This is a genomic window from Georgenia sp. AZ-5 (assembly GCF_043952095.1).
Lineage (GTDB): Bacteria > Actinomycetota > Actinomycetes > Actinomycetales > Actinomycetaceae > Georgenia.
In genome coordinates, this window is the sequence record NZ_JBINOU010000001.1 from 376,539 (window position 1) to 399,561 (window position 23,023).

General features: G+C 74.7%; 18 protein-coding genes. 7 read left to right on the forward strand and 11 right to left on the reverse strand.

Annotation, left to right across the window (positions count from 1 at the left end):
* Window positions 1-152: 152 nt before the first annotated feature.
* Window positions 153-4,667 (forward strand): ATP-dependent RNA helicase HrpA, encoded by a 4,515-nt coding sequence (gene hrpA, locus ACF0H8_RS01800; RefSeq protein ID WP_395287289.1) that lies wholly within the window; start codon window positions 153-155, stop codon window positions 4,665-4,667.
* 421 nt (window positions 4,668-5,088) lie between these two features.
* Here hrpA and ACF0H8_RS01805 read toward each other — a convergent pair whose 3' ends face one another.
* Both ACF0H8_RS01805 and ACF0H8_RS01810 read right to left on the reverse strand, forming a co-directional pair.
* A complete protein-coding gene (locus tag ACF0H8_RS01805; RefSeq protein WP_395287290.1) occupies window positions 5,089-6,657 on the reverse strand; it encodes a TrkA C-terminal domain-containing protein in 1,569 nt (522 codons plus the stop codon).
* Window positions 6,658-6,729: 72 nt separating this feature from the next.
* Window positions 6,730-7,902: an NAD(P)-binding domain-containing protein gene (locus tag ACF0H8_RS01810; RefSeq protein WP_395290789.1), complete on the reverse strand. Its 1,173-nt coding sequence runs from the start codon at window positions 7,900-7,902 to the stop codon at window positions 6,730-6,732.
* 344 nt (window positions 7,903-8,246) lie between these two features.
* Here ACF0H8_RS01810 and ACF0H8_RS01815 point away from each other — a divergent pair, with 344 nt between their 5' ends.
* A complete protein-coding gene (locus tag ACF0H8_RS01815; protein ID WP_395287291.1) occupies window positions 8,247-9,179 on the forward strand; it encodes a SprT-like domain-containing protein in 933 nt (310 codons plus the stop codon).
* Window positions 9,180-9,200: 21 nt separating this feature from the next.
* On the opposite strand, the gene ACF0H8_RS01820 is transcribed toward ACF0H8_RS01815, so the two are convergent.
* Entirely contained in the window at window positions 9,201-9,500 is a 300-nt protein-coding gene (locus ACF0H8_RS01820; RefSeq protein ID WP_395287292.1) for a hypothetical protein, read from the reverse strand.
* Between the two features lie 476 nt (window positions 9,501-9,976).
* Between ACF0H8_RS01820 and ACF0H8_RS01825 the strand changes: the two genes are divergently transcribed.
* A complete protein-coding gene (locus tag ACF0H8_RS01825; RefSeq protein WP_395287293.1) occupies window positions 9,977-10,558 on the forward strand; it encodes a dienelactone hydrolase family protein in 582 nt (193 codons plus the stop codon).
* A gap of 3 nt (window positions 10,559-10,561) precedes the next feature.
* On the opposite strand, the gene ACF0H8_RS01830 is transcribed toward ACF0H8_RS01825, so the two are convergent.
* Window positions 10,562-11,914, reverse strand: a complete 1,353-nt coding sequence (locus tag ACF0H8_RS01830; protein WP_395287294.1) for a M20/M25/M40 family metallo-hydrolase — start codon at window positions 11,912-11,914, stop codon at window positions 10,562-10,564.
* Between the two features lie 274 nt (window positions 11,915-12,188).
* Between ACF0H8_RS01830 and ACF0H8_RS01835 the strand changes: the two genes are divergently transcribed.
* The gene (locus ACF0H8_RS01835) at window positions 12,189-13,586 is read left to right on the forward strand and encodes an extracellular solute-binding protein (RefSeq protein ID WP_395287295.1); all 1,398 of its coding nucleotides are present in this window, start codon (window positions 12,189-12,191) and stop codon (window positions 13,584-13,586) included.
* Window positions 13,587-13,710: 124 nt separating this feature from the next.
* On the opposite strand, the gene ACF0H8_RS01840 is transcribed toward ACF0H8_RS01835, so the two are convergent.
* From ACF0H8_RS01840 to ACF0H8_RS01870, 7 genes are all read right to left on the reverse strand, one after another.
* Complete coding sequence (locus ACF0H8_RS01840) at window positions 13,711-15,102, reverse strand: NAD(P)(+) transhydrogenase (Re/Si-specific) subunit beta (RefSeq protein ID WP_395287296.1); 1,392 nt, start codon at window positions 15,100-15,102, stop codon at window positions 13,711-13,713.
* Entirely contained in the window at window positions 15,099-15,437 is a 339-nt protein-coding gene (locus ACF0H8_RS01845) for an NAD(P) transhydrogenase subunit alpha (protein WP_395287297.1), read from the reverse strand. The genes ACF0H8_RS01840 and ACF0H8_RS01845 overlap by 4 nt, the downstream gene beginning before the upstream one ends.
* Window positions 15,434-16,639 (reverse strand): NAD(P) transhydrogenase subunit alpha, encoded by a 1,206-nt coding sequence (locus tag ACF0H8_RS01850; RefSeq protein WP_395287298.1) that lies wholly within the window; start codon window positions 16,637-16,639, stop codon window positions 15,434-15,436. Before ACF0H8_RS01850 ends, ACF0H8_RS01845 begins: the two co-directional genes overlap by 4 nt.
* A 136-nt stretch (window positions 16,640-16,775) precedes the next feature.
* Window positions 16,776-17,402 (reverse strand): hypothetical protein, encoded by a 627-nt coding sequence (locus ACF0H8_RS01855; protein WP_395287299.1) that lies wholly within the window; start codon window positions 17,400-17,402, stop codon window positions 16,776-16,778.
* A 112-nt stretch (window positions 17,403-17,514) separates the two neighbouring features.
* Window positions 17,515-18,600: a YeiH family protein gene (locus ACF0H8_RS01860; protein ID WP_395287300.1), complete on the reverse strand. Its 1,086-nt coding sequence runs from the start codon at window positions 18,598-18,600 to the stop codon at window positions 17,515-17,517.
* A gap of 239 nt (window positions 18,601-18,839) precedes the next feature.
* Window positions 18,840-19,052: a hypothetical protein gene (locus ACF0H8_RS01865; RefSeq protein WP_395287301.1), complete on the reverse strand. Its 213-nt coding sequence runs from the start codon at window positions 19,050-19,052 to the stop codon at window positions 18,840-18,842.
* Between the two features lie 132 nt (window positions 19,053-19,184).
* Window positions 19,185-20,207: a zinc-dependent alcohol dehydrogenase family protein gene (locus ACF0H8_RS01870; RefSeq protein ID WP_395287302.1), complete on the reverse strand. Its 1,023-nt coding sequence runs from the start codon at window positions 20,205-20,207 to the stop codon at window positions 19,185-19,187.
* Window positions 20,208-20,363: 156 nt separating this feature from the next.
* Here ACF0H8_RS01870 and ACF0H8_RS01875 point away from each other — a divergent pair, with 156 nt between their 5' ends.
* The 3 genes from ACF0H8_RS01875 (at window position 20,364) to ACF0H8_RS01885 (ending at window position 22,577) form a co-directional block, all read left to right on the forward strand.
* Window positions 20,364-21,248, forward strand: coding sequence for a helix-turn-helix transcriptional regulator (locus tag ACF0H8_RS01875; protein ID WP_395287303.1), 885 nt, complete (start codon window positions 20,364-20,366; stop codon window positions 21,246-21,248).
* Window positions 21,249-21,328: 80 nt separating this feature from the next.
* A complete protein-coding gene (locus ACF0H8_RS01880) occupies window positions 21,329-21,667 on the forward strand; it encodes a hypothetical protein (RefSeq protein ID WP_395287304.1) in 339 nt (112 codons plus the stop codon).
* Window positions 21,668-21,679: 12 nt separating this feature from the next.
* Window positions 21,680-22,577, forward strand: a protein-coding gene (locus ACF0H8_RS01885) for an IS5 family transposase (protein WP_395290790.1) whose coding sequence is annotated in 2 segments (ribosomal slippage) — window positions 21,680-22,039 and window positions 22,041-22,577 — 897 coding nt in all. Because the reading frame shifts where the segments join, the coding sequence is not laid out codon by codon here.
* The last annotated feature ends 446 nt before the right edge of the window (window positions 22,578-23,023 follow it).

Sequence of the window (23,023 nt, forward strand, 5' to 3'; positions counted from 1 at the left end):
GGTCCGAAGAGGCGGGCGCCCTCCCGGAGCCGCCCGGGGCTGCCGTAGGCCTTCGGCAGTTCATCGAGGCCGACGCCGGCCCCCCGGCCGCCGTTTCGCCCTGGGCCGAGCGGACGGGTGGCCACCGCGCTGATCGGTGACAATGGGACACCGTGAGCGCGGAAGAGGGCACGACGACGGCGGAGGCGCCGTCGGAGCGGCGCGCCCCGCGCCGTCGCCGCGGCGGAGGGCCGGGCGGTGGACGGGCGCAGGGCGGCGGCGACGGTCAGCGTGCCCGCAACGGCCAGGACAGGAACGGTCAGCGCCCCGGCGACGGCCAGGACGGGAACGGCCGGCGCCCCGGCGACGGCCGGCGCCGCGACGGCTTCCGGCCCTGGTCCCCCGAGCAGCTCGAGGCCCGGCGGGCCGCGCTGCCCCACATCACGTATCCCGAGCAGCTGCCCGTCTCCGCCCGCCGCGACGAGATCGCCGCCGCCATCCGCGACCACCAGGTCGTCATCGTCGCGGGCGAGACCGGGTCGGGGAAGACCACCCAGCTCCCGAAGATCTGCCTCGAGCTCGGCCGGGGCGTCGCCGGCACCATCGGGCACACCCAGCCGCGGCGGATCGCCGCGCGCACCGTGGCCGAGCGCATCGCCGAGGAGCTCGGGGTCGAGCTCGGCGGCGCCGTGGGCTACCAGGTCCGGTTCACCGACCAGGTCTCCCCCATCACCCTCGTCAAGCTCATGACCGACGGCATCCTGCTGGCCGAGATCCAGCGCGACCCGCTGCTGCGCCGCTACGACACGATCATCGTGGACGAGGCCCACGAGCGGTCCCTCAACATCGACTTCATCCTCGGCTACCTGGCCAACCTGCTGCCGCGCCGCCCCGACCTCAAGGTCGTCATCACCTCGGCGACCATCGACGCCGAGCGCTTCGCCGCCCACTTCGGCCCCCGCGAGGCAGGCCGGCCCGACGGCGAGCTGATCGCGCCGGCGCCGGTGGTGGAGGTCTCCGGGCGCACCTACCCGGTGGAGATCCGCTACCGCCCGCTCGTGCAGGACGCGGAGGACGACGACGCGGACGCCGGGCGGGGCGCCGCCGCCCGCGAGCAGCCGCTGGACCAGGTCACCGGCATCGTGCAGGCCGCCGACGAGCTCATGGCCGAGGGACCGGGCGACATCCTGGTGTTCCTCTCCGGCGAGCGGGAGATCCGCGACACGCACGTGGCGCTGCAGGAGCACCTCGGCCCGCGCTACGTGGCCCCCGGCGGACGTTCCCCGGTGCCCGGGGCCGTGGAGGTGGTGCCGCTGTACGCGCGGCTGTCCTCCGCCGAGCAGCACCGGGTGTTCGAGCCGCACGCCACCCGCCGCATCGTGCTGGCCACCAACGTCGCCGAGACGTCCCTCACGGTGCCGGGCATCCGGTACGTCATCGACCCCGGCACCGCCCGCATCTCGCGGTACTCCAACCGCACCAAGGTGCAGCGCCTGCCCATCGAGCCCGTCTCGCAGGCCAGCGCCAACCAGCGCTCGGGCCGCTGCGGGCGCGTGGCCGACGGCATCGCCATCCGCCTGTACTCCCAGGCGGACTTCGAGGCGCGGCCGGAGTACACCGAGCCGGAGATCCTGCGGACGTCCCTGGCCGCGGTCATCCTGCAGATGGCGGCCCTGAACCTGGGCGACATCGCGCGGTTCCCGTTCGTCGACCCGCCGGACACCCGCGCGGTCCGCGACGGCGTCCAGCTGCTGCACGAGATCGGCGCGCTGGATCCGCACGCGGCCGACCCGCGCCAGCGGCTGACGAAGATCGGCCGGCAGCTCGCGCAGCTGCCCATCGACCCGCGGCTGGGCCGCATGCTGCTGGAGGCCGAGCGCAATGGCTGCGCGGCCGAGGTCATGGTCATCGTCGCCGCCCTTTCGGTGCAGGACGTCCGCGAGCGCCCCAGCGAGCACCAGCAGGCCGCCGACGAGAAGCACCGCCGGTTCACCGACCCGACCTCCGACTTCCTCGCGTACCTCAACCTGTGGCGCTACCTGCGCACCCAGCAGCGGGACCTCTCCGGCTCGGCGTTCCGCCGGCTGTGCCGGGCGGAGTTCCTCAACTACCTGAGGGTGCGGGAGTGGCAGGACGTCGTCGCCCAGCTGCGCCAGCTCGCCAAGCCGCTCGGGCTGACCATGCGGCCCCTCGCCCTGCCCCACGCCGAGCAGATCGCGGCAACGGCGGAGCGGGCGCCCGACGGGCGGCCGGACCCCGCCCGGGCCGTGGTCGCCGTCGGGCAGGGCAGCGACGCCGCGAGCGCCGACGCGGTGCACAAGTCCCTGCTGGTGGGGCTGCTGTCCAACCTCGGTTCCTGGGACGAGCGGCGCCGCGAGTACGCCGGCGCCCGCGGCACCCGGTTCGTCATCTGGCCCGGCTCCGGCCTGGCGAAGAAGACCCCGGCGTGGGTGATGGCCGCCGAGCTGGTGGAGACCTCCCGGCTGTTCGCCCGGACCGTCTCGCGCGTCCAGCCCGACTGGATCGAGCCGCTGGCCGGCCACCTGCTCAAGCGCACCTACTCCGAGCCCTACTGGTCGAGCAAGCACGGCGCGGCCATGGTCAAGGAGAAGGTGCTGCTCTACGGCATGACCCTGGTGGCCGACCGGCCGGTGCTGCTCGGCCGCCTGGGCGACACCCCGGTCGGCGACGTCACCGCCCGCGAGCTGGCCCGCGAGATGTTCATCCGCGAGGCGCTCGTGGGCGGCCAGTGGCGCACCCACCACCAGTTCTACGCCCGCAACCGCGAGCTGCTCGCCGAGGCGGAGGAGTACGAGGCCCGGGCACGGCGCCGCGGCCTCGTGCTCGACGAGGACGGCCTGTTCGCCTTCTACGACGAGCGGATCCCGGACACGGTCGTCTCCGCCCGGCACTTCGACGCCTGGTGGAAGAAGGCCCGCCGCGAGGACCCGGACCTGCTCACCTTCACCCTCGACCTGCTCGTCCCCGACGCCGGCGCCGTCAGCGGCGCGGACTTCCCCGACGCCTGGCGCCAGGGCGACCTCACGCTGCCGCTGACCTACCAGTTCGAGCCCGGCAGCTACGCCGACGGCGTGACCGTGCACGTGCCGGTCGCGGTCCTCTCGCGGCTGCGGCCCGACGGGTTCGACTGGATGGTCCCCGGCCTGGCGCTGGAGCTGGCGACGGCGACCATCAGGGCCCTGCCCAAGAAGGTCCGCGTCCAGCTCGTGCCCGCCCCGGACGTCGCCCGGCAGGTCGTGGACCTGCTGCCGCCGTGGGAGGAGGTGGCGCCCGCACCCGACGGGGCGCCGTCCTACCACCGCGCCTTCGCCGACGCCGTGCGGCGGCTGCGCGAGGTGGAGATCCCCGACGACGCCTGGGACGACGAGAAGCTCCCCGCCCACCTGCGCATGACGTTCCGGGTGCTCTCCGAGCGCGGCGCGGTGCTGTCGGAGGGGAAGAACCTCGTGGCGCTGCAGCGCGAGCTGGCCCCGCAGGCGCAGCAGGCCGTCCGCGCGGCGGTGCGCGGTGCCGTGCGGGTGGCCATGGAGGAGGCTCAGGCGCGCGCCGGCGGCGAGGGTCGCGCGGATCGCGCCACAACCGGTGCCGGTGGGACGGATGAGGCGGCCCGCGCGGGCGGGGACGCCACATCCGCCCCGCTTGTGGCGCGATCGGGCTCGGTCATGCTGCCCGAGCAGGAGGACCTGACCACCTGGCCGGACGTGCCGGGCGGGGCGATCCCGCGGCAGGTGGAGTCCACCGGGCCGCAGGGGCTCGTGGTGCGCGGGTACCCGGCGCTGGTGGAGGTCCGCGCCGGCGGGGCCGCCGGTGGCCCGGGCGCGAAGGGCCCCGGCAAGGGGCAGGGCGGCAAGGGGCAGGGCGGCGGCCTGGCCGCCCCCGGGCGCGGCGCGCCCACCGTGGCGCTGCGGGTCCTCGCGGACGCCGCGGAGCAGGCCCGCGCCCACCGCCTCGGCCTGCGCCGCCTGGTGCTGATCGAGACGGCGCTGAACACTCAGCGGGTGACTACCCGGTGGACCGGCAAGGAGGCGCTGACGCTCGCGGCCAGCCCCTACCGGAACACCGACGAGCTGGTCGCCGACGTGCAGCTGGCCGCCGTCGGGGCGCTGGTGGACGAGTGGACAGCCGCCCACGGCGGCCGGCCGGTCGTCGACGCCGACGCCCACGGCGAGCTCGTGGCGCACGTGCGCGCCCACCTGGAGGAGCGGGTGCACCGCGTCATCGGCCAGGTCGTGGCGACGCTGGAGGCGCATCGCGACCTCGAGGCGACCATCAAGGGCGCCACCTCGATGTTCCTGCTCAACACGCTCACCGAGGTGCGGGACCAGGTGGCGCGCCTCGTCTACCCGGGGTTCGTCTCGGCGACCCCGCCCGGCCAGCTGGTGCACCTGCCGCGGTACCTCAGGGCGGCGCAGCGCCGCATCGAGCGGGCGCAGGTCAACGTGCACCAGGACGCGGACCTGGCGTGGAAGGTCGGCGAGCTCGAGGACGCCTACGACACGGCGGTGGAGGCACGCTCCCGCCTGGCTCCCGACCCGGCCAGCGAGGCCGGCCTGGACCGGGTGCGCTGGCTGATCGAGGAACTCCGAGTGAGCTTCTTCGCCCAGCAGCTCGGCACCCCTGTGAAGGTCTCCGACAAGCGCATCCGCAAGGCCCTCGCCGAGCTCTGACCAGCCCCGACCGCGACGGCCGGGCCCACCCCTCGCCGTCCCCCTCGCCGGCGAGATGTCATGCGCCGATGCCGGTGCCGCTCCGACGGCCGGCGCCGGGCGGTCCCGCGAACGGCGGTCCCTCGAACAGCGACCAGCGCGGAAGCGCGCAGACCGGCTGGGCAGGCGAGGGCGCACCGCCGTTGCCGTGCCCGGCTACCGCCTCCACACTGCGCGCACTCCGCGCGTCGAGGCCCGACGGAGCGTCCGGCGCCTGGCCGTCAGAGGAGCTCAGCATGCCGATCACCGACCCCGGCGATGTTCGCGATCGACAACCCGTTCGGGACCGCGTGAGGAACCGCGGGCACGCCGGGTCCCGCCGTCGGCCCGGACGCCCCGCCCCGCGCGGGCCGACGTCGCGGGGAGCCGCGCACGGCCCGGCTCAGACCGAGCCGATCACCTGCACCAGCAGGATCTTCACGATGATGCCCAGCGCGAAGAGCGCGGCGTAGCCGGCGTCGATCCGCTCGTCGACCGTGCGGCTGTTGGCGTAGGCGAGGATCGCCGGCTGGCCGACGAACCCCGCGAGCCCGCCCGCCGCGCGCGGCGCGCTCGTCCCGACGGCCCGCGCGAGCACGAGGAACAGCACCGCCCCCACCACGCTGAGGACGGCGGCGACGGCCACCACCCGCAGGCCCAGCCCGGTGAACGCCTGGGCGGCGAACGCCTGCCCGGAGGCCAGGCCGGTGGCGCCGAGGAAGAGCAGCAGGCCGAGCTGCCGCAGCGTCAGGTTCGCGGAGCTGGGCAGGCCCCACACCAGCGGGCCGGTGCGCTCCAGGCGGCCGAGGACCATCCCGACCACCAGCGGCCCGGCGGCTGAGCCTAGCGCGAAGGTGATCCCGCCCGGCAGGGGGATCGACACGAGCCCCACGAGCAGCCCGAGGGCCAGGCCGATCCCCAGCGACAGGGCGTCGACCTCGCTGACCTTGCGCTCGGAGTCGCCGAACAGCGCGGAGATCCCCGGGAACTCCTGCCGCGGCGCCACCACGCGCACCCGGTCGCCGAGCTCCAGCACGAGGTCGTCGGAGGCGAGCAGGTCCAGGTCGCCGCGCCGCACCCGGGTGACGACGCCGTGGAAGCGGCCGGGCACGTCCAGGTCGCCGACGGCGCGGCCGGCCACCCGGGAGTCGGAGAGCAAGAACCGGCGGAAGTGCACGGTGCTGCGGTCGTCCGCGAGGTGCTGGCTGACGCGGTGCCCGAGGTAGTCCCGGGCCGCGGCCACCGCCTCGGCCGGCCCGACGACGACGACCCGGTCGCCGGCCCGCAGCTCCTCGTCCGGGGCCACCACGCGGGTCTCGCCCGCGCGGGCCAGGTAGGACAGCCGGACCCGGTTGTCCCCGAAGCCGGGGATGTCTCGCATGCGGGTGGGCCGCTCCACCTCGACGCTGATGTCCACCAGCCCGACGCCGGCCGCCGGGTCCGGGTCCTTGTGGGTGCGCCAGGGCCGCGCGAGGACCGCGGCGACCAGCAGGATCGTCACCACGACCCCGACCGGGTAGGCCAGCGAGTAGCCCACCGCCGGCTCGTCGTTCCCGGCCAGCGCCGTGGCCGCGGCCAGGGCCGGCGTGGACGTCAGGGCACCGGCGAAGGCGCCGGAGCCGAGCGCCGGCGCCAGGCCCAGGAGCCCCCCGACGACGATCGCGACCACCGCGACGACGACCAGCACCACCACGGCCCCGCCCATGAGCGGCAGCTGGCGGCGCAGGTCCCGGAAGAACCCGGACCCGGCCGCGAGACCGACGGTGTAGACGAACAGCGCCAGCCCGAGCGTCTGCATCAGGCCCAGCCCTTCGCCCAGGCGCGGGTCCAGCGCGCCGACAGCCAGCCCGACGAACAGCGCGCCGGCCGCGCCGAAGCGGACCGGTCCGAAGGGCACGGCGCCGAGGAGGGTGCCGAGCGCGACGACGATCATCATCGTCAGCAGGGGCGAGGAGGCCAGCACGTCGAGCACGTCCTTCAGCGTCCCACTCCCGCCCCGCCCGGTCCGCCCGTGCGTGGGGTGGGATGCGCCACCGCCCGGTGGCTAGGCAGCTTCCCGGTCGAGGTAGCGCGTGATCGCGTTCACGGCGTCGCGCCCCGCCCGGTTGGCGCCCACGGTCGACGACGACGGCCCGTACCCGATGAGGTGCAGCCGCGGCTCCCCGGCCACCTGGGTGCCGTCCATGGTGATGCCGCCGCCGTGGCCGCGCAGGTGCAGGGGCGCCAGGTGGTCGAGCGCCGCGCGGAACCCGGTGGCCCACAGGATGACGTCTGCCGGCTGGAAGGTCCCGTCGGCCATCCGCACGCCGTCCGGCTCGATCCGCGTGAACATGGGGTGGCGCTCGAGCACCCCCCGCTCGGCCGCCTCCCTGAGCTCCGGGCGCCAGATCAGCCCGGTCACGGAGACCACGCTGCGGGGCGGCAGGCCCCGGCGCACCCGCTCCTCCACCATCGCGACGGCCCGCCGGCCCGCCTCGGGGTCGAAGTCCTCGTCACGCCACACGGGCTCGCGGCGGGTGACCCAGGTCGTGCTCGCCACGTGGGAGATCTCCTCGAGCAGCTGCACGGCCGAGATCCCACCGCCGACGACGACCACGTGCTTGCCCGCGAAATCCTCCGCCGCGACGTACTGGGCCACGTGCAGCTGGCGGCCGCGGAAGGCCTCCTGGCCCGCGTAGTGGGGCCAGAACGGCTTGGTCCAGGTCCCGGTCGCGTTGACCACCGCCCGCGCCGACCACGTGCCGGCGTCGGTCTCGACGAGGAGCGGCCCGGCGGGGTCGTCGTCGGCGCGGCGCACGGCCTGCACCTTGACCGGGCGCACCACGTTCAGGCCCAGCTCGCGCTCGTAGTCGGCGAAGTAGCGGGGCAGCACCTCGACCGACGGCTCGCACGGGTCGACCTCGGGCTGCGTCATGCCGGGCAGGTCGTAGATGTTGTTCACCGTGGCCATCCGGAGCGACCGCCACCGGTGCCGCCACGCCCCGCCCGGCCCGGCCTCGGCGTCGAGCACGACGAAGGTCCGTGCCGCGGCCGGGCCGGGGTCCGCCTCGTCCGCCGTGTCCGCCTGCCTCACCGGGCCGGTCCCGGGCGCGCCTGCCGGGTCTGCCTCGTCCGGGCCCGTTCCCTCCGCGGCGGCGTCACCCCCGGCGGGCGCGGCCACGAAGCCGTGCCGGCGCAGGTGGTAGGCGGCCGAGAGCCCGGCCTGGCCCGCGCCGATGACGACGACGTCGGCGACGCGGACCCTGTCGCGCGTGCCGACGGGTCCGGGTGCGGTGGCGAGGGCGGTGCTCACGTCTGCCCGAACGCGCCGAGGCGCCCGTCCCTTCCCGACGCGGACGGTCGGGCGCGTCACGGTGCCGGCCGTCAGCGGCGAGGGTCGGCTTCACCATGCCGCCGTCGGCGCGGGCGGCGGAAGGCGCGGGCGGCGCAAGGCACGGGCGGTGAGATTCACACCCGAGAACCGCCCGAACCGGTGTGGAACGGTTCGGACGATGTCAGTGGGGCGTCGTAGCCTCGTGCGCACGGGCCCGGGCTCGCCGGGCTTCGCACGGAGGTGGGGGCATGGATCTGACGGAGGTCCGCCGGCTGGGGCACGCGCTCCTGGCCGAGCACGGCCTGCGCTCGTGGCACTTCGCCTTCGACAACGCCAAGCGGCGCGCCGGCGCGTGCAAGTTCGACGCCCGGACGATCTCCGTCTCCCGCCACCTCATGACCCTGTACGACGAGGAGCAGGTGCGCGACACGCTCCTGCACGAGATCGCCCACGCGCTGGTCGGGCCCAGCCACGGGCACGACGGCGTCTGGCGCGCCAAGGCGCTCGCCATCGGCTGCTCCGGCTCCCGGCTGGTCGCGCCGGACGCACCCCGCGCACCCGCGCCGTGGCGCGGCACGTGCCCGCGGGGGCACTCCTACGACCGGCACCGTCGCCCCGTCCGGCCCGCCAGCTGCGCCCGTTGCGACCCGGCCTTCAACCCGGACTTCCTGCTGATGTGGACCCACGGCGGCCGGCCCGTGGCGATGGGCCCGCGCTACGAGCGCGAGCTGCGGGCGTTGCTGGCCAGCCGCGAGCGGCGCCGCGCCGCCGAGATCTACGCCGACCAGCGGTCCACCGGCCTCGCCGCGCTGTTCGACGACGAGCCGGCCGAGCCCGAGCCGTCCGTGTGGTGGCAGCGCGAGCCGCAGCCGGCAGCCGGGCAGGTGGCCGCCGAGGACGACGGCCCGTGGGTGGTCGACGAGGCCGGGCGGCGCTGGCGGGTGCAGGACCCGCCGGTGGAGGTCGACGACCCGCCGCTGACGCCCCGGATGCGCCTGGAGCTCGCCGCGGCGAGCGGCCGGCTCACCCCCGGGTGGCGGGTGCGCATCACCGCGCCGGGCAAGTACCTGGGCGTGGAGGGCAAGGTGCTCAAGAGCGCCCGCACCCGGTACCACGTGCGCGCCGGGAAGGACGTGCTCACCGTGCCGTTCGAGATGGTGGAGCCGGTGCGCCCGGCCTAGCCCCCCGTGCCCGCAACGGCCTCATGCCGCGACGGCCGCCAGCGGCCGGCGAGCCGACGCCCGGGCCCCCGTACGCCGGGCCAGGTCCCGTACCAGGTACGCCGCATCGCGGCCCACGCCGCCCACGGAGTCGGAGCTGAAGCTGTACTGGAAGGTCTGCCCCCGCACGTAGAGCCCAGACTGCCCCAGCACGCGACCGCGGTCATGGGTAAGGCGGCCGGTGGAGTCGAGACCCGAGAGGTCGATCCAGCCGAAGTCGGGCTTGAAGCCGGTCGCCCAGACGACGTTGGTGACCTCCAGCACCCGCCCGTCCTCGGTCACCGGCAGGCCGTCCCGGACACCGACGATCCGCGCGGCTCGACGCCTGCGGCGTCGAGGTTTTCGGGCTTGATCCGCACCAGGTTGTCCCCGTGCCCGCTCAGGAGCCGATCCCGCACCTTGCAACCCCGCCGCGTGCGCTGGGTCAGGACGTGGCCCCAGGCGGACCAGAAGAACGGGAACATCATCAACGAGGTGGAGGTCCGCGGGGGCGAGCGGGGCGTCCGTCTCCACCTGCGAGAATCCGTCGAAGGCGGCCCGCCACCGACGGGCGGCGTAAGCCGCTCGGGCGTCGGCGAGGAGCTCCGTGGTCCCCACGCTCCAAGTATCGGCTCCGGGCGCGCTTCGCAGGAGGGTGAACATCCGGCCGAGGCCTCCGAAGTGGCAGCAACCGCCGCCACCTGCCTGCATGCTGGGTGCTTGGTGCCGGTACGCGCGGGGTCTCCGCCCAGCCGGACGGCACGGCGAGAGGAGCACGGATGGCCGAGGTCTTGCTGTTCCACCACGCGCACGGGCTGACGGACGGTGTCCGCCAGTTCGCCGAACGGCTCCGCGACGCCGGGCACACCGTCCACACGCCGGACCTCTACGACGGCAGGGTCTTCGACGAGCTCGAGGAGGGGCTGGCCTACGCCCGGGAGGTCGGGTCCGGCGCGCTCCTCGACCGCGGTCGGCAGGCGGCCGAGGGGCTGACCGACGAGCTGGTCTACGCCGGGTTCTCTCTCGGCGTCATGCCGGCGCAGATGCTGGCGCAGTCGCGACGCGGCGCCAGGGGCGCCCAGCTCTTCCACGCCTGCCTTCCCACCTCGGAGTTCGGGGACGGCTGGCCGAGAGGCGTGCCGGTCCAGGTGCACGGCATGGACGGGGACGAGTTCTTCGTCGACGAGGGCGACATCGACGCCGCCCGGGCCCTGGCCGGGACGACGCCGGAGGCCGAGCTGTTCCTCTACCCCGGCAACCAGCACCTCTTCGCCGACGAGAGCCTGCCCTCGTACGACGCCCCCGCCGCCGCACTCATGACGGAACGTGTGCTGGAGTTCCTCGACGCCGTCGCGCGGTGAGGGTCAGCAGGTCTCGATGAGGCGCTTGAGCACCCGCGCGCCGAACCGCACGCCGTCGACCGGCACCCGCTCGTCCACGCCGTGGAACAGCGGCGCGAAGTCCAGGTCGGCGGGCAGCCGCAGCGGGGCGAAGCCGTAGCCGTCGATGTCCAGGCGGCGCAGCGCCTTGTTGTCGGTCCCGGCGGACAGGCAGTAGGGCAGCAGGTGCGCGCCCGGGTCCTCGGCGAGGATGGCCTCGCGCATGGCGTCGATCAACGGGCCCTCGGTCGGCGCGTCCAGCGAGATGCCGAGCTTGTCGACGATGACCTCGACGTGCTCGCCGGCGAGCTGACGGATGGTGTCGAGCATGAGGTCCTGGTGGCCGGGCAGGAAGCGGCAGTCGATCGCGGCCTCGGCGCTGCCCGGGATGACGTTGCTCTTGTACCCCGCGCTGAGCATGGTGAGGTTGGCGCTGTCCTGCAGGGTGCCGGAGACGAACTGGCGCGCCCCGCCGAGCAGCGGCAGGAAGTCCTCGATGCGCTCGTCGGCGCGCTCGACGCCGGTGAGCTCGGTGACGCCGTCGAACAACGTGGTCACGGAGGCGACGAACTCGCGCGGCCACTCGTGGGCGTCGATCCGGTCGATGGCGCGGGCCAGCCGCACGATGGCGTTCTCGTCGTTGGGCACCGAGCCGTGCCCGGCGCGGCCGGTGGCGCGGATCCGAATCCACGCGAAGCCCTTCTCCGCCGTCTGCAGCAGGTAGGCGCGCACCGGCTCGCCCGTCTCCTTCGCCGGCAGCGTGATGGAGTACCCGCCCACCTCGCTGATCGCCTGGCTGCAGCCCTCGAACAGCTCGGGGTGGTGGGTGACCAGCCACTGCGCCCCCAGCGTGCCGCCCGCCTCCTCGTCGGCGAAGAACGCGAAGACGATGTCGCGCGGCGGCTTGGTGCCGGTCCGGGCCAGGTGGCGCAGGTTGGCCAGAATCATGCCGTCCATGTCCTTCATGTCCACGGCGCCGCGGCCCCAGATCATCCCGTCGCGGATCTCCCCGGAGAACGGGTCCACGGACCAGTCGGCGGCGTTGGCGGGCACCACGTCCAGGTGCCCGTGGATCACCAGGCCCGGGCGCGTGCGGTCGGCCCCCTCCAGGCGCACGACGACGTTGGCGCGGGTGGGCTCGCTCTCCAGGTAGGTCGGCTCCAGGCCCACCTCGCGCAGCAGCCCCATCACGTACTCGGCCGCCGCCCGCTCGCCCGGGCCCCTGGCGTCCCCGTAGTTGGTGGAGTCGATGCGGACGAGCTCCTGGGTGATCCGCACCGCCTCGTCCTCGATGAGGGCGACGGCGGGGTCGGCGGTCTCGCGGGGCGCGGTGGTCATGCGGGCATCTCCTCGGTGGTGCGGGACGGGGTGGTCGGTGCGCGACGGGCACGGCGCCCACGCACGGCGTCCAGCAGCTGCCGCCCACGCCCGCCAGCCGGGACGAGACTATCCGCGCCGGGGGCGGCGTTCCGGGGGCGTCCGTCGTCCATCGCCCGAGACCGGGCCCGGCCGGCGCCCGGCCGCGCCTGGTCCTGACGTCCCTGGGACGCGGAGCGCACCGGCGGATAACCTGCCCGTAGGCTCCCTGCCCCCGGGGGCCAGAGCACAGGGGGTGTCCGTGCGCACCGAGCTGGGCCGGGTCGCGGCCGGGGTCGTCGCCGCGGCCGTGCTGCTCGGCGCGTGCGCCGCCCGGACCACCGAGCCGGACGACAGCGCCGGGGCCACGGTGCCCTCGGCCGTGACCACCGTGACCTTCCGGCTGTGGGACGAGGAGGCGGCCCGGGCCTACGAGGAGTCCTTCGACGCCCTCAGCGCCCAGTTCCCGGACGTCAGGGTCCGCGTCGAGCTGGTCGAGCGGGCCGACTACGCCGCCCGCGCGGCCGAGGACCTCGCCGCCGGCACCATGGCCGACCTCTTCTGGGCCGACCCGGCCCTGTTCCCGGCCCACGCGGACGCCGGCGCGCTGCTCGAGGCCGGGACCGTCGTCGGCGAGGACCACGACGGGTGGGAGCCCGCGGTCGAGGAGCTGTTCGTCCGGGACGGGACGCTGTGGGGCGTGCCCCAGGTGTGGCACTCCCTGGCGCTGTACTACCGCACCGACCTCGCCGGGGCGGCCGGCGTCGCACCGGAGACGCTGACCTGGGCCCCCGGGGGCGGCGACGGCGACACCCTGGTGGCGGCGGCGCGGGGGCTGTCCACCGACGCCGCCGGGCGCCGGCCCGGAGACGAGGGGTTCGACCCGGCCACGCAGACCTACGGCTTCAACGCCGGGCCGGACCTGGCCGCCGTGGTGGGCCCCTTCCTCGGGCAGAACGGTGCCGCGCTCGTGCGCGAGGGCCGCTTCGCCTTCGCCACCGAGGAGGGCCGGGCCGCGGTGCAGTACCTCGTGGACCTCGCCCGCGTCCACCAGGTGGCTCCGCCGGACCTCAGCCCGGAGGCGGCGCTGGCGCTGTTCACCGGGGGCCGGCTGGCGCTGCTGCAGGCGGGCTCCGCCAACCTGGAGGCGGTGGCCGACTCCGGCGTGGCGTGGGCGCTGGCGCCCGTGGTGGCCGGCCCGCATGGCCGTCCCGGCGCCGTGACCGCCGTCGCGGCGGTGGCCCGCGCTGACACGAAGCACCCCGGCGCCACGGCGACGGTGCTGCGGTGGCTCGCGTCGGCCGACGGCCAGGCCGCGCTGGCGAGCCAGGGGGTGGGGATCCCCGCCGCGCAGGACGCGCAGGCGACCTTCGTCGAGCACTGGGCGGGGCGTGGCGTCGAGGTGGGCGTGCTCCTCGACGCCGCCGACGAGCCGCAGCTTCCGCTGCCGTCCGGCCCGGGCGCCGCCGCGGGGCTGGAGGCGTTCGGCCCGGTGCTGGACCGGGTGTTCCGGGGCGAGCTGCCCGTCCCGGAGGGCCTGCAGCAGGCGCAGGACGCCGCCAACGCCGCCGTGGCCGGCCCCCGCCCCGAGGAGCAGCCGGCGAGTCGCACGGGCGCTTTTATCCGCCACCCTCCGGCAATAACGCGGAGGTAAGGCCGGGATTCAGGGGCGGCCGGGTCTCCGTGCGGCGGCGTGAGAGACCTGACCGGCCCGCCGCCCGCCGACGGCAAGATCTTCCCGGGTGGACGACGTGGAGGCGGCCCACCGGTAGCGCGCGTCAGACCTGCTTGAGCGCGTTGACCACCTTGGTGAGCGAGTCCTTGGCGTCGCCGAAGAGCACCTGCGTCTTCTCGGCGAACAGCAGCTCGTTCTCGATGCCCGCGAACCCCGGCCGCATGGACCGCTTGAGGAAGATGGCCTGGGCGGCCTCGTCGGCGTTGATGATCGGCATGCCGTAGATCGGCGCGGACCGGTCCGTGCGCGCCGCGGGGTTGACCACGTCGTTGGCCCCGACCACCACGACCACGTCGGTGGACGGCATGGCCGCGTTGACCTCGGCGGCCTCCACGAGCAGCTCGTAGGGCACGTTGGCCTCCGCGAGCAGCACGTTCATGTGCCCGGGCATGCGGCCGGCGACGGGGTGGATCCCGTACACGGCGTCCACCCCGCGCTCGCGCAGCGCGGTAACGAGCTCGGCGACGGTGTGCTGGGCCTGCGCGACGGCGAGGCCGTAGCCGGGCACGACGACCACCTTGCTGGCGTAGGCCAGCGTGATCGCGACGTCCTCGGGCTGCGCGCGTCGCACCGGCCGGTCGGAGACCTGCGTGGATCCGGCGGTGGACCCGCCGCGGAGCGCCCCGAAGAGGATGCCGGCGACCGAGCGGCCCATGGCGGTGGCCATGGCCATCGTCAGGATCGTGCCGGAGGCGCCGACGAGCGTGCCGGCCACCAGCAGCAGGGTGTTGGACATCGCCAAGCCCGAGGCGGCGACCGACAGCCCGGTGAAGGCGTTGAGCAGCGAGATGACGATCGGCACGTCCGCGCCGCCCACCGGCAGCACCAGCAGCGCCCCGAACGCCAGGCCGAGGGTCAGCAGCACGACGCCGAGCCACACGTTGCCGGTCACCGCCACGGCGGCGCCCACGCCGACGCCCGCGACGGGCGCGAGCGCAATCAGCGGCCCCGCCCCAGGGAGCACGATGGGCCGGGAGGTGAGGCTGCCCTGCAGCTTCAGGTACGTCAGGAGCGAGCCGAGCAGCGAGGTGGCGCCGACGAACACCGCGAACGCTGTCGCCGTGGTGGCCACCACCGGCACAGCGCGTCCCTCCCGCTCGGCGAGCTCGATGATGCCGACCACGGCGGCGGCGCCACCGCCGACGCCGTTGAAGACCGCCACCAGCTGCGGCATCTCGGTCATCCGCACCCGCCGGGCCGCGGGCACGGCGACGACGCAGCCCACCGCGATGGCGACGAGGACGACGACGAGGTTCGACCCGGCGAAGTCCGTGGAGAGGAGCACCGTGAGGACGGCGACGACCGCTCCGAACGCACCCAGGGCGTTGCCGCGCCGGGCCCTGCGCGGCGAGGACAGGCCCTTGAGGGCCAGGATGAAGCAGACGGCGGCGGCCAGGTACAGCAGGGCCGCGGCCTCGCCGGGCAGCAGGTTCACCGCCGCTCCCCCGCCTCGGCGGGCGCGGCGGGCGCGGTGGGCCCGGGAGCCGCGGCCTTCTTCCTGCCGGAGAACATCTCGAGCATGCGGTCGGTGACGACGAAGCCACCGACCAGGTTCACCGTGGCGAGCAGCGTCGCGAGCGCGCCGAGAGCGACGAGCACCGGGCTGGTGGTGTGCGCGGTCACCGCCACGGCGCCGACGAGGATGATGCCGTGGATGGCGTTGGCGCCGGACATCAGCGGCGTGTGGAGGGTCGAGGAGACCTTGGAGACCACCTCCACGCCCACGAACACGGCCAGCACGAACACGGTCAGCACCATCACGCCGCTCATCGCACGCCCTCCGCGTAGCTGCTCGGCTCCCCCGCCTCGGCCGGCGAGGCCGGCGGGGCAGCGGCAGGCGGCAGAGCGCCGGGCGCCCCGGCGGCGCTGGTGGCGCCGTCGTGCGTGAGCGCCATCCCGGCGACGATGTCGTCGTCGAGCGGCACGGCCAGCTCGCCGTCGCGGACCAGCAGCTCGATGACGTTCTGGACGTTCTTCGCGTACAGGCGCGAGGCGTCGGCCGGCAGGTCGGAGGCCGCGGAGGTGATGCCGAAGACGGTGACGTCGCCGCCCCCGCGTGCGGAGGGCACGCGCACCTCCTCGCCGGGGCGTGAGCCCTCGACGTTGCCGCCGCTGGCGGCGGCGAGGTCGACGACGACGGAGCCCGGGCGCATGGCGGCGACCATGGCGGTCGTCGCCAGCCGCGGCGCGGGCCTGCCGGGGACGGCGGCGGTGGTGATGAGGACGTCGGCGTCCGCGATGTGCGGGGCCAGCGCCGCCCGCTGGCGCTCGGTGGCGCTGTCGCCCAGGGCGCGGGCGTACCCGCCGGCGCCCTCCGCGGCGTCGACGCCGACGTCGATGAAGGTGGCGCCGACGCTCCGAGCCTCCTCGGCGGAGTCCGGGCGGATGTCGTTGGCCGCGACCTTGGCGCCGAGGCGCCGGGCGGTGGCGATCGCCTGCAGGCCGGCCACCCCCACGCCGAGGACGACCACCTTGGCCGGCGGGACGGTGCCGGCCGCCGTCATGGCGAGCGGGAAGAACCGCGGCAGCCGGATTGCGGCCTCGAGGACGGCGCGGTAGCCGGCCGCGAGCGCCTGGGAGGACAGGACGTCCATGGCCTGGGCGCGGGCCGTGCGCGGGAGCCGCTCGAACGCCAGCACCGTCACCCGGTTGTCGTTGGCGGCGGCGAGGCGCTCGGGGTCGTCCACGGGCGCCTGCAGGCCGACGGTGACCGCGCCCGGGCGCAGCGCCCCCAGCACGCGCGCCGGCAGCGGGGTGACGTGGGTGAGGACGTCGACGCCGGCGAGGTCGACGCCGCGCAGCACCTCGGCCCCGGCCGCGGCGTACTCGGCGTCGGGGTGGTGCGCGGCCGCCCCGGCGCCGGCCTCGACAAGCACCCGGTGACCCGCCCGGACGAGCGCGCGGACCGCCTCCGGGACCAGCGCCACGCGCGTCTCCGGTGACGGCTCGCGTGGCACGGCGATCGTGATCACGGTCACGAGACTAGGCGAACGGGCATAGCGGACCTAGGACTTCCGCCCGGACCCGCCGCGGCTCCACCCCGTGCCTGCCCCGGCGCTGCCCCGGCCCGTAACCGCCGGCCGGAGCGCCACCTCCGTGCGGCGCGCCTCAGAAGCCGTCCCAGCGCTTCACCCGGGGGACGTCGAAGTCGGTCATGTCGATGAGGACGTCGGCGCGGTCGGCGGGGTTCACCGAGTCGAGGTAGACCTGGTACGCCGGGATGTACCGCTCGACGTACCGGCGCTCCATGTCGTCGAGCTCGTGCGGCTCCTCGGTCTCGTCCACGTAGCGGGCGTAGCGCTCCCGCGACCGGGAGATGACCAGCTCGTCGGGCGCGGTCAGGTACAGGACCACGTCCCACAGGTCCGCCAGCTCCGGGCGCTGCAGCGTCATGCCGTCGAGCACCACCACCGTGCCGGGCGGGGAGTTCTCCGGCAGGCCGGTCGCGATCTCCCGGATGCGGGCGAGGTCGAGGAAGTTCTCGTAGAGCCACTGCGGGTCGGCCGCGACCTCCGAGCGGCGCACCTGGATGGGCATCATGAGGTCGTCGATGGTGAACCGGCGCACCTCGGCGCCCTCGGTCAGCAGCGGCCTGAGCACGTCGCCGAGGTCCCGCGCGAAGGTCGTCTTGCCCGAGGCGTCCGGGCCGTCGATGGCCACGCGGAGCACCCCCTTCTCCAGGGCACGTTCGGCAAGAACGCGCGCGAGCCGGCTCAGCAGGTCTGCTCGTGTCATAGACGACGTCGTCTCCATGGGCCGATGCTAGGTCGGACGGCCGCGGTGAGCGACAGATGTTCACCACGACCCTCGATTGAGAGGGGATGCGACTGGACACCGCCTCGGGCGCCTATCGGACGAGCGCCAGCACCCCGGCCAGCGACACCACCGCCGCAACCACCGAGGCGACGAGCCCGAGCAGCATCGCCGGGCCGCCCCGGCGCAGCAGGACACGGACGTTGACCCCCGCGCCGAGCGCCACCATCGCCGCGGTGAGCAGGAGGGTGGAGGCCAGCTGCACGGCGCCGAGGACCTCCGCCGGCACCGGGGCCAGCGAGCGCACCGCCACCAGCACCAGGAACCCCACGACGAAGCCCGGCACCAGCGGCGGGCGCACGTGCGGGGCCCCGGTGGGCGGCACGCCGGTCACCACGCTCGCGGAGTCCACCGCCACCAGGTGCTCGACGGCGGCGCGCACCCGCCGGCGGCGGGCGTAGCCGACCCCGGCCACCAGCGGGGCGAGCAGGACCACCCGGCCGAGCTTGGCCACCACCGCGGTGGCCAGCGCGGCCGAGCCCATCAGCCCGCCGGCCGCCACGACCTGGCCCACCTCGTGGACCGACGCGCCGAGCCACACCCCCGCGGCGTGGTCGTCCAGCCCGGCGGCGCCCGCGAGGGCGGGCAGCAGCAGCATCGCCAGGGTGCCGAAGACCGTCACGGCGGCGACGGCGGTGGCCGCCGAATCCTCGACGTCCTCGTCCTCCTCGCCGGGCGCCCGCTCGCCCAGCACGGCGCTCATCGCCGCCACCGCCGAGGCGCCGCAGACCGCCGTGCCGGTGGCGAGGAGCAGCCGCAGCCCCGGCGGGACGCCCAGCCACCGCCCGGCCAGCAGGGTGACGGCCCACGTGACGGCGACCGTCAGGACGATCACCGCGATCGCGCCCCAGCCCAGGCCGAGCACCTGCGGGACGGACAGCTGCAGGCCGAGGAGCACCACGCCGAGGCGCAGCACCGTCCGGGCGCTGTAGCGCACCCCCGCCTCGGCCGCGGCCGGCAGCAGTCGCGCGTTGCGCAGCACCGCTCCCGCGACGATGGCCACCAGCAGCGCCGAGACCACCGGGACGGCGCGGTTCGCCAGCACGGCGAGCGCGGCGACGGTCGCGGTGAGCGCGAGCCCGGGCGCGCGGCGGCGCCAGGTGGCGGCGGACGGGAGCACGTCGCCAAGGATGCCCCACGGGCCGGCCGTGCGCCCTGCCCGGCCCTTTCGACGTAGACGTGTCGACGTAGACGTGCGGGAAGCCCGCAGGAGTCCGCGCGGCCGCGCTGGACCGGGGGTACGCGGGCCGGTAGCCACCTCCGCTCGCGCCATCGCGCAGCTCGCACACCGCCAGCCGGCGTCCTACGTCGCCTTGGACGTCCTCACCCACCACGGCGACGACATGTGCGAGCACACGTTCACCGAGCGCCGCGCCAAGCGCGCCGGCGGAAGCGTCGCAGGATGCCGGCGCTCGAGGCGAGGATCGCTACGCCGACGATGGCGAGGAAGACGAACGCGCCCGCGAGTCGGTGAGAGCCCGGCCACTCGGCCCGGGGCCCCTGCTCGTTCGTCGCCTCGCGCACCGAGACAAGGTGGTCGCCGCGGCCGTCTGCCGGCCGGGAGGCAGGCATGCGGATGTGTTCCTTTCACGAGGGGGTGTGCGCGCGGGCGGCGCTGCCGGGTGAGGCCGGTGGCGCCGCGGCCCCACCGGCGGTCACGCCCGAACGCCGCGAGCGGACGGAGGCCGAACCCCGTGGCTCGGGTCAGGGACGCAGGAGCGTCTTGATGGCGCGGCGCTCGTCCATGGCCTTGTAGCCGTCGGCGGCCTGCTCGAGCGGGAGCTCGAGGTCGAAAACCTTCCCGGGCTCGATCTTCCGGTCCCAGATGAGCTCGATGAGCTCGGGCAGGAACCGGCGTACGGGGGCCGGGCCGCCGTGCAGGTGCACACCGGAGAAGAACAGCTCCTCACCGGGCAGCTCGACGCCGTGGGCGACGCCGACGTACCCGACGTGCCCACCGGGGCGGGTGGCGCGGATCGCCTGCATCATCGACTCCTGGGTGCCGACGGCCTCGATGACCGAGTGGGCGCCCAGGCCGCCGGTGAGCTCCTTGATCTTGGCGACGCCCTCGGCGCCGCGCTCGGTGACGATGTCGGTGGCACCGAACTCACGCGCCAGCCGCTGGCGGGGCTCGTGGCGGCTCATCGCGATGATGCGCTCGGCGCCCAGCTGCTTGGCGGCGAGCACCGCTAGCAGGCCGACGGCCCCGTCGCCGACGACGGCGACGGTCTTGCCGGGCCCGGCCTCCGCGGCAACGGCCGCGAACCAGCCGGTGCCCAGCACGTCGGAGGCGGCCAGCAGGGACGGGAGCAGGTCCTCCTCGGGCATGCCGGGAGTGGCGACCAGGGTGCCGTCCGCCAGAGGCACGCGCAGCAGCTCGGCCTGCGTACCGATCGCGCCCATGATGACCGCGTGCACGCAGCGGCTCTGGTAGCCGACCCGGCAGATCTCGCAGGTGTTGTCGGAGGCGAAGAACGAGCCGACGACGAAGTCGCCGACCTTCACGTTCTCGACCTCGTCGCCGATCTGCTCGACGACGCCGACGTACTCGTGGCCCATGGGCTGCGGGCCGTCGTAGGTCTCGATGCCGCGGTAGGGCCACAGGTCCGAGCCGCAGACGCATGCGGCCGTCACGCGGATGATCGCGTCCGTGGGCTCAACGATCCGCGGGTCCTCACGCTCCTCGACGCGGACGTCGCCGGCGCCGTGGAGAACGGCTCCTCGCATGATGGTGCTCCTTCTACGCAGGGGTTGGTACGGGCGGGCCAGTTCTTTCCCGGACCGACTCCATCGAACCGGCACCTTCGCGTATGTAGGAGGTCGCGTTTATGGGGGTAGAACCACCACCTCCCTTGGCGCTCGGCGAGCCGTAGCGTGGGAGGCGTGGACAACCGCTCCGACATCCGCGACTTCCTCGCCACCCGACGGGCCAGGCTCACGCCCGAGCAGGTCGGGCTCCCCGCCGGCGGCGGCCGGCGCCGGGTGGCCGGGCTGCGCCGTGAGGAGGTCGCCGTCCTGGCCGGGGTGAGCACGGAGTGGTACACCCGGCTGGAGAAGGGCCACATCAGCGGCGTCTCCGACGACGTCCTCGAGGCCGTCGCCCGCGCGCTGCAGCTGGACGAGGCCGAACGCGTCTACCTGTTCGACCTCGCCCGCGCCGCCCGGCCCGCCAACCGAGCACCGCGCCGCCACAAGCAGGTCGAGGTCCGGCCCAGGGTCCAGTGGATGCTCGACTCCATGACCGCCTCCGCCGCCTTCGTCCGCAACGGCCGCATGGACATCCTGGCCATCAACGCCCTCGGCCGGGCGCTCTACTCGCCCATGTTCGCCGACGCGCGCAGACCCGCGAACATCGCCCGCTACCAGTTCCTCGACCCCGGCGCGCAGCACTACTTCCCCGACTGGGACGGCGCCGCCAACGTCACCGTCGCGCTGCTGCGCGCCGAGGCCGGCCGCGACCCCCACAACAAGGACCTGCGCCAGCTCGTCGGCGAGCTCTCCACCCTCAGCGAGGAGTTCCGCGCCCGCTGGGCCGCGCACAACGTGCGCATCCACCACGCCGGCAAGAAGCAGTTCAACCACCCCGAGGTCGGTCCGCTCGACCTCGTCTACCACTCCCTGAACCTGGCAGCGGACGACGACTGGGTCCTCGACCTGACCATCTACACCGCCGAACCCGGCACCGCCTCCGAGGACCGCCTCAAGCTCCTCGCCAGCTGGGCAGCGACCCACCTCCCCGCGCGGCCGGCCACCGACCCCACGCGCTGAGACCCACCGAGCAGGTGCCGAGCCTCGAGCTCGGGGTTCTGGCACGTCCCGCCGCACGAAGCAACGAGGAACGCCCCTTCATGCAGATCACCCGAAGCTCCATCGACACCACCAAGGGCCCCGCCGACTGGTTCACCGGTGAGGTCTACATCGACCCGATCGCGGCCGCCCCGCCGCCCTCGCGGGTGCAGGCCAGCCTCGTGCACTTCATGCCCGGCGCCCGCACCCACTGGCACCGTCACCCGTTGGGTCAGACGGTTTTCGTCACCGAAGGCATCGGCCTGTGCCAGCGACGCGGCGGCTCCGTCGAAATCACCAGCAGGGGGCCGGCGACCGCGGTGCCGATGAAGGCACCAGCTACGCCGGCCAGCAGTCCGGCGCCTAGGGCGTGTCTCCCAATAGTGGGGCTGGTGGACTGAAACGCTGCGGTGGTGTCACGTTATGCCGTGCTGACGGATGCCCAGTGGGAGTTGATCGAGCCGTTGATGCCGTCCTCGGAGGGCCGTCGGGGACGGCGGTTCCGGGACCACCGCGCGGTGGTGGAGGGCATCGTCTACCGCTACCGCACCGGGATCGCCTGGCGGGACCTGCCCGAGTGCTTCGGCCCGTGGCAGACGGTGTGGAAGCGGCACCGCCGCTTCAGCGGCGACGGGACCTGGGACAAGATCCTCACCGCCCTGCTCGCGCAGGCGGATGCGGCCGGACTGGTCAACTGGGAGGTGTCGGTGGACTCCACGATCAACCGTGCCCACCAGCACGCCACGAACCTCCCGAGGGACACAGGGGGAGCTGTCGAATTACATGAAACTGGACGAGGAGCCGCTTGACCACGCCATCGGCCGCTCCCGCGGCGGACTGAGCACGAAGATCCACCACGTCTGCGACGGCAACATGCGCCCGCTGGTGATGGTGCTCGGGCCAGGGCAGGGCGGGGACTCGCCAATGTTCGAGCACCTGATGAACTCTGTGAGAGTGCCCCGGCTGGGTCCTGGGCGGGCCCGGACCACGCCGGTGCGGGCCCTGGCCGACAAGGCCTACTCCTCCCGGGCGAACCGGGCGCTGCTGCGCCGGCGCGGCATCCAGGCCGTCATCCCCGAACGCTCCGACCAGATCGCCAACCGCAAACGCCGCGGGTCCAAGGGCGGCCGGCCCGTCACCTACAACACCGAGGCCTACAAGCGGCGCAACGTCGTCGAACGCTCCTTCAACGTCTTCAAGCAGTGGCGCGCCCTGGCCACCCGCTACGACAAGCTCGCGCTGACCTACCGCGGCGGCGTCGTCCTGCGAGCGATCACCATCTGGCTCAAGGCATTAAGAGACACGCCCTAGTCCGCCGGCGGCGCCGGCCGCGAGGCCGCCAGCCGTGCCACGCCCGCTCCGGCCGACGGCGGGGCGCGCAAGGAGCTGTTCCATGAAGCCGGGGCGGGAGACCTCGGCCCGGGAGGCGGCCCGAGCCAGGTCGACCGGCTGGTCCGTGTGGGGGCGCTCGCCCGCGGGCAGCTCCTCCGAGAGCTCAGCCCGCAAGAGGGCGCGCTGCTGCGGCGTCAGCCGCGCGAAGGCCTCGGCGTGAGCACGCTCCATGTCCTCCGGGCGGGGCAGTGCGCAACATGTACTTGTACTTTGCGACCGCCGCTCGGTCCTCGCGGGACATGCCCCGCCGCCGCGCCCTGGCCTGCGCCGATGTCGTTCCGGCTGGAGCCGGCGCCGTACTCCCCGACTCCGTAGCCTCCGTGCCGGGGGCGCCGGACGGTCCTGGCCGGCATACGCCGAACCGT

Excerpts from the sequence above, each read along its gene's own strand:
- ACF0H8_RS01865 (WP_395287301.1), bottom strand. The coding sequence starts at position 19,052 with ATGCCTGCCTCCCGGCCGGCAGACGGCCGCGGCGACCACCTTGTCTCG.
- ACF0H8_RS01870 (WP_395287302.1), bottom strand. The coding sequence starts at position 20,207 with ATGCGAGGAGCCGTTCTCCACGGCGCCGGCGACGTCCGCGTCGAGGAG.
- ACF0H8_RS01815 (WP_395287291.1), top strand. The coding sequence starts at position 8,247 with ATGGATCTGACGGAGGTCCGCCGGCTGGGGCACGCGCTCCTGGCCGAG.
- ACF0H8_RS01855 (WP_395287299.1), bottom strand. The coding sequence starts at position 17,402 with ATGACACGAGCAGACCTGCTGAGCCGGCTCGCGCGCGTTCTTGCCGAA.
- ACF0H8_RS01825 (WP_395287293.1), top strand. The coding sequence starts at position 9,977 with ATGGCCGAGGTCTTGCTGTTCCACCACGCGCACGGGCTGACGGACGGT.
- ACF0H8_RS01880 (WP_395287304.1), top strand. The coding sequence starts at position 21,329 with ATGCAGATCACCCGAAGCTCCATCGACACCACCAAGGGCCCCGCCGAC.
- ACF0H8_RS01830 (WP_395287294.1), bottom strand. The coding sequence starts at position 11,914 with ATGACCACCGCGCCCCGCGAGACCGCCGACCCCGCCGTCGCCCTCATC.
- ACF0H8_RS01845 (WP_395287297.1), bottom strand. The coding sequence starts at position 15,437 with ATGAGCGGCGTGATGGTGCTGACCGTGTTCGTGCTGGCCGTGTTCGTG.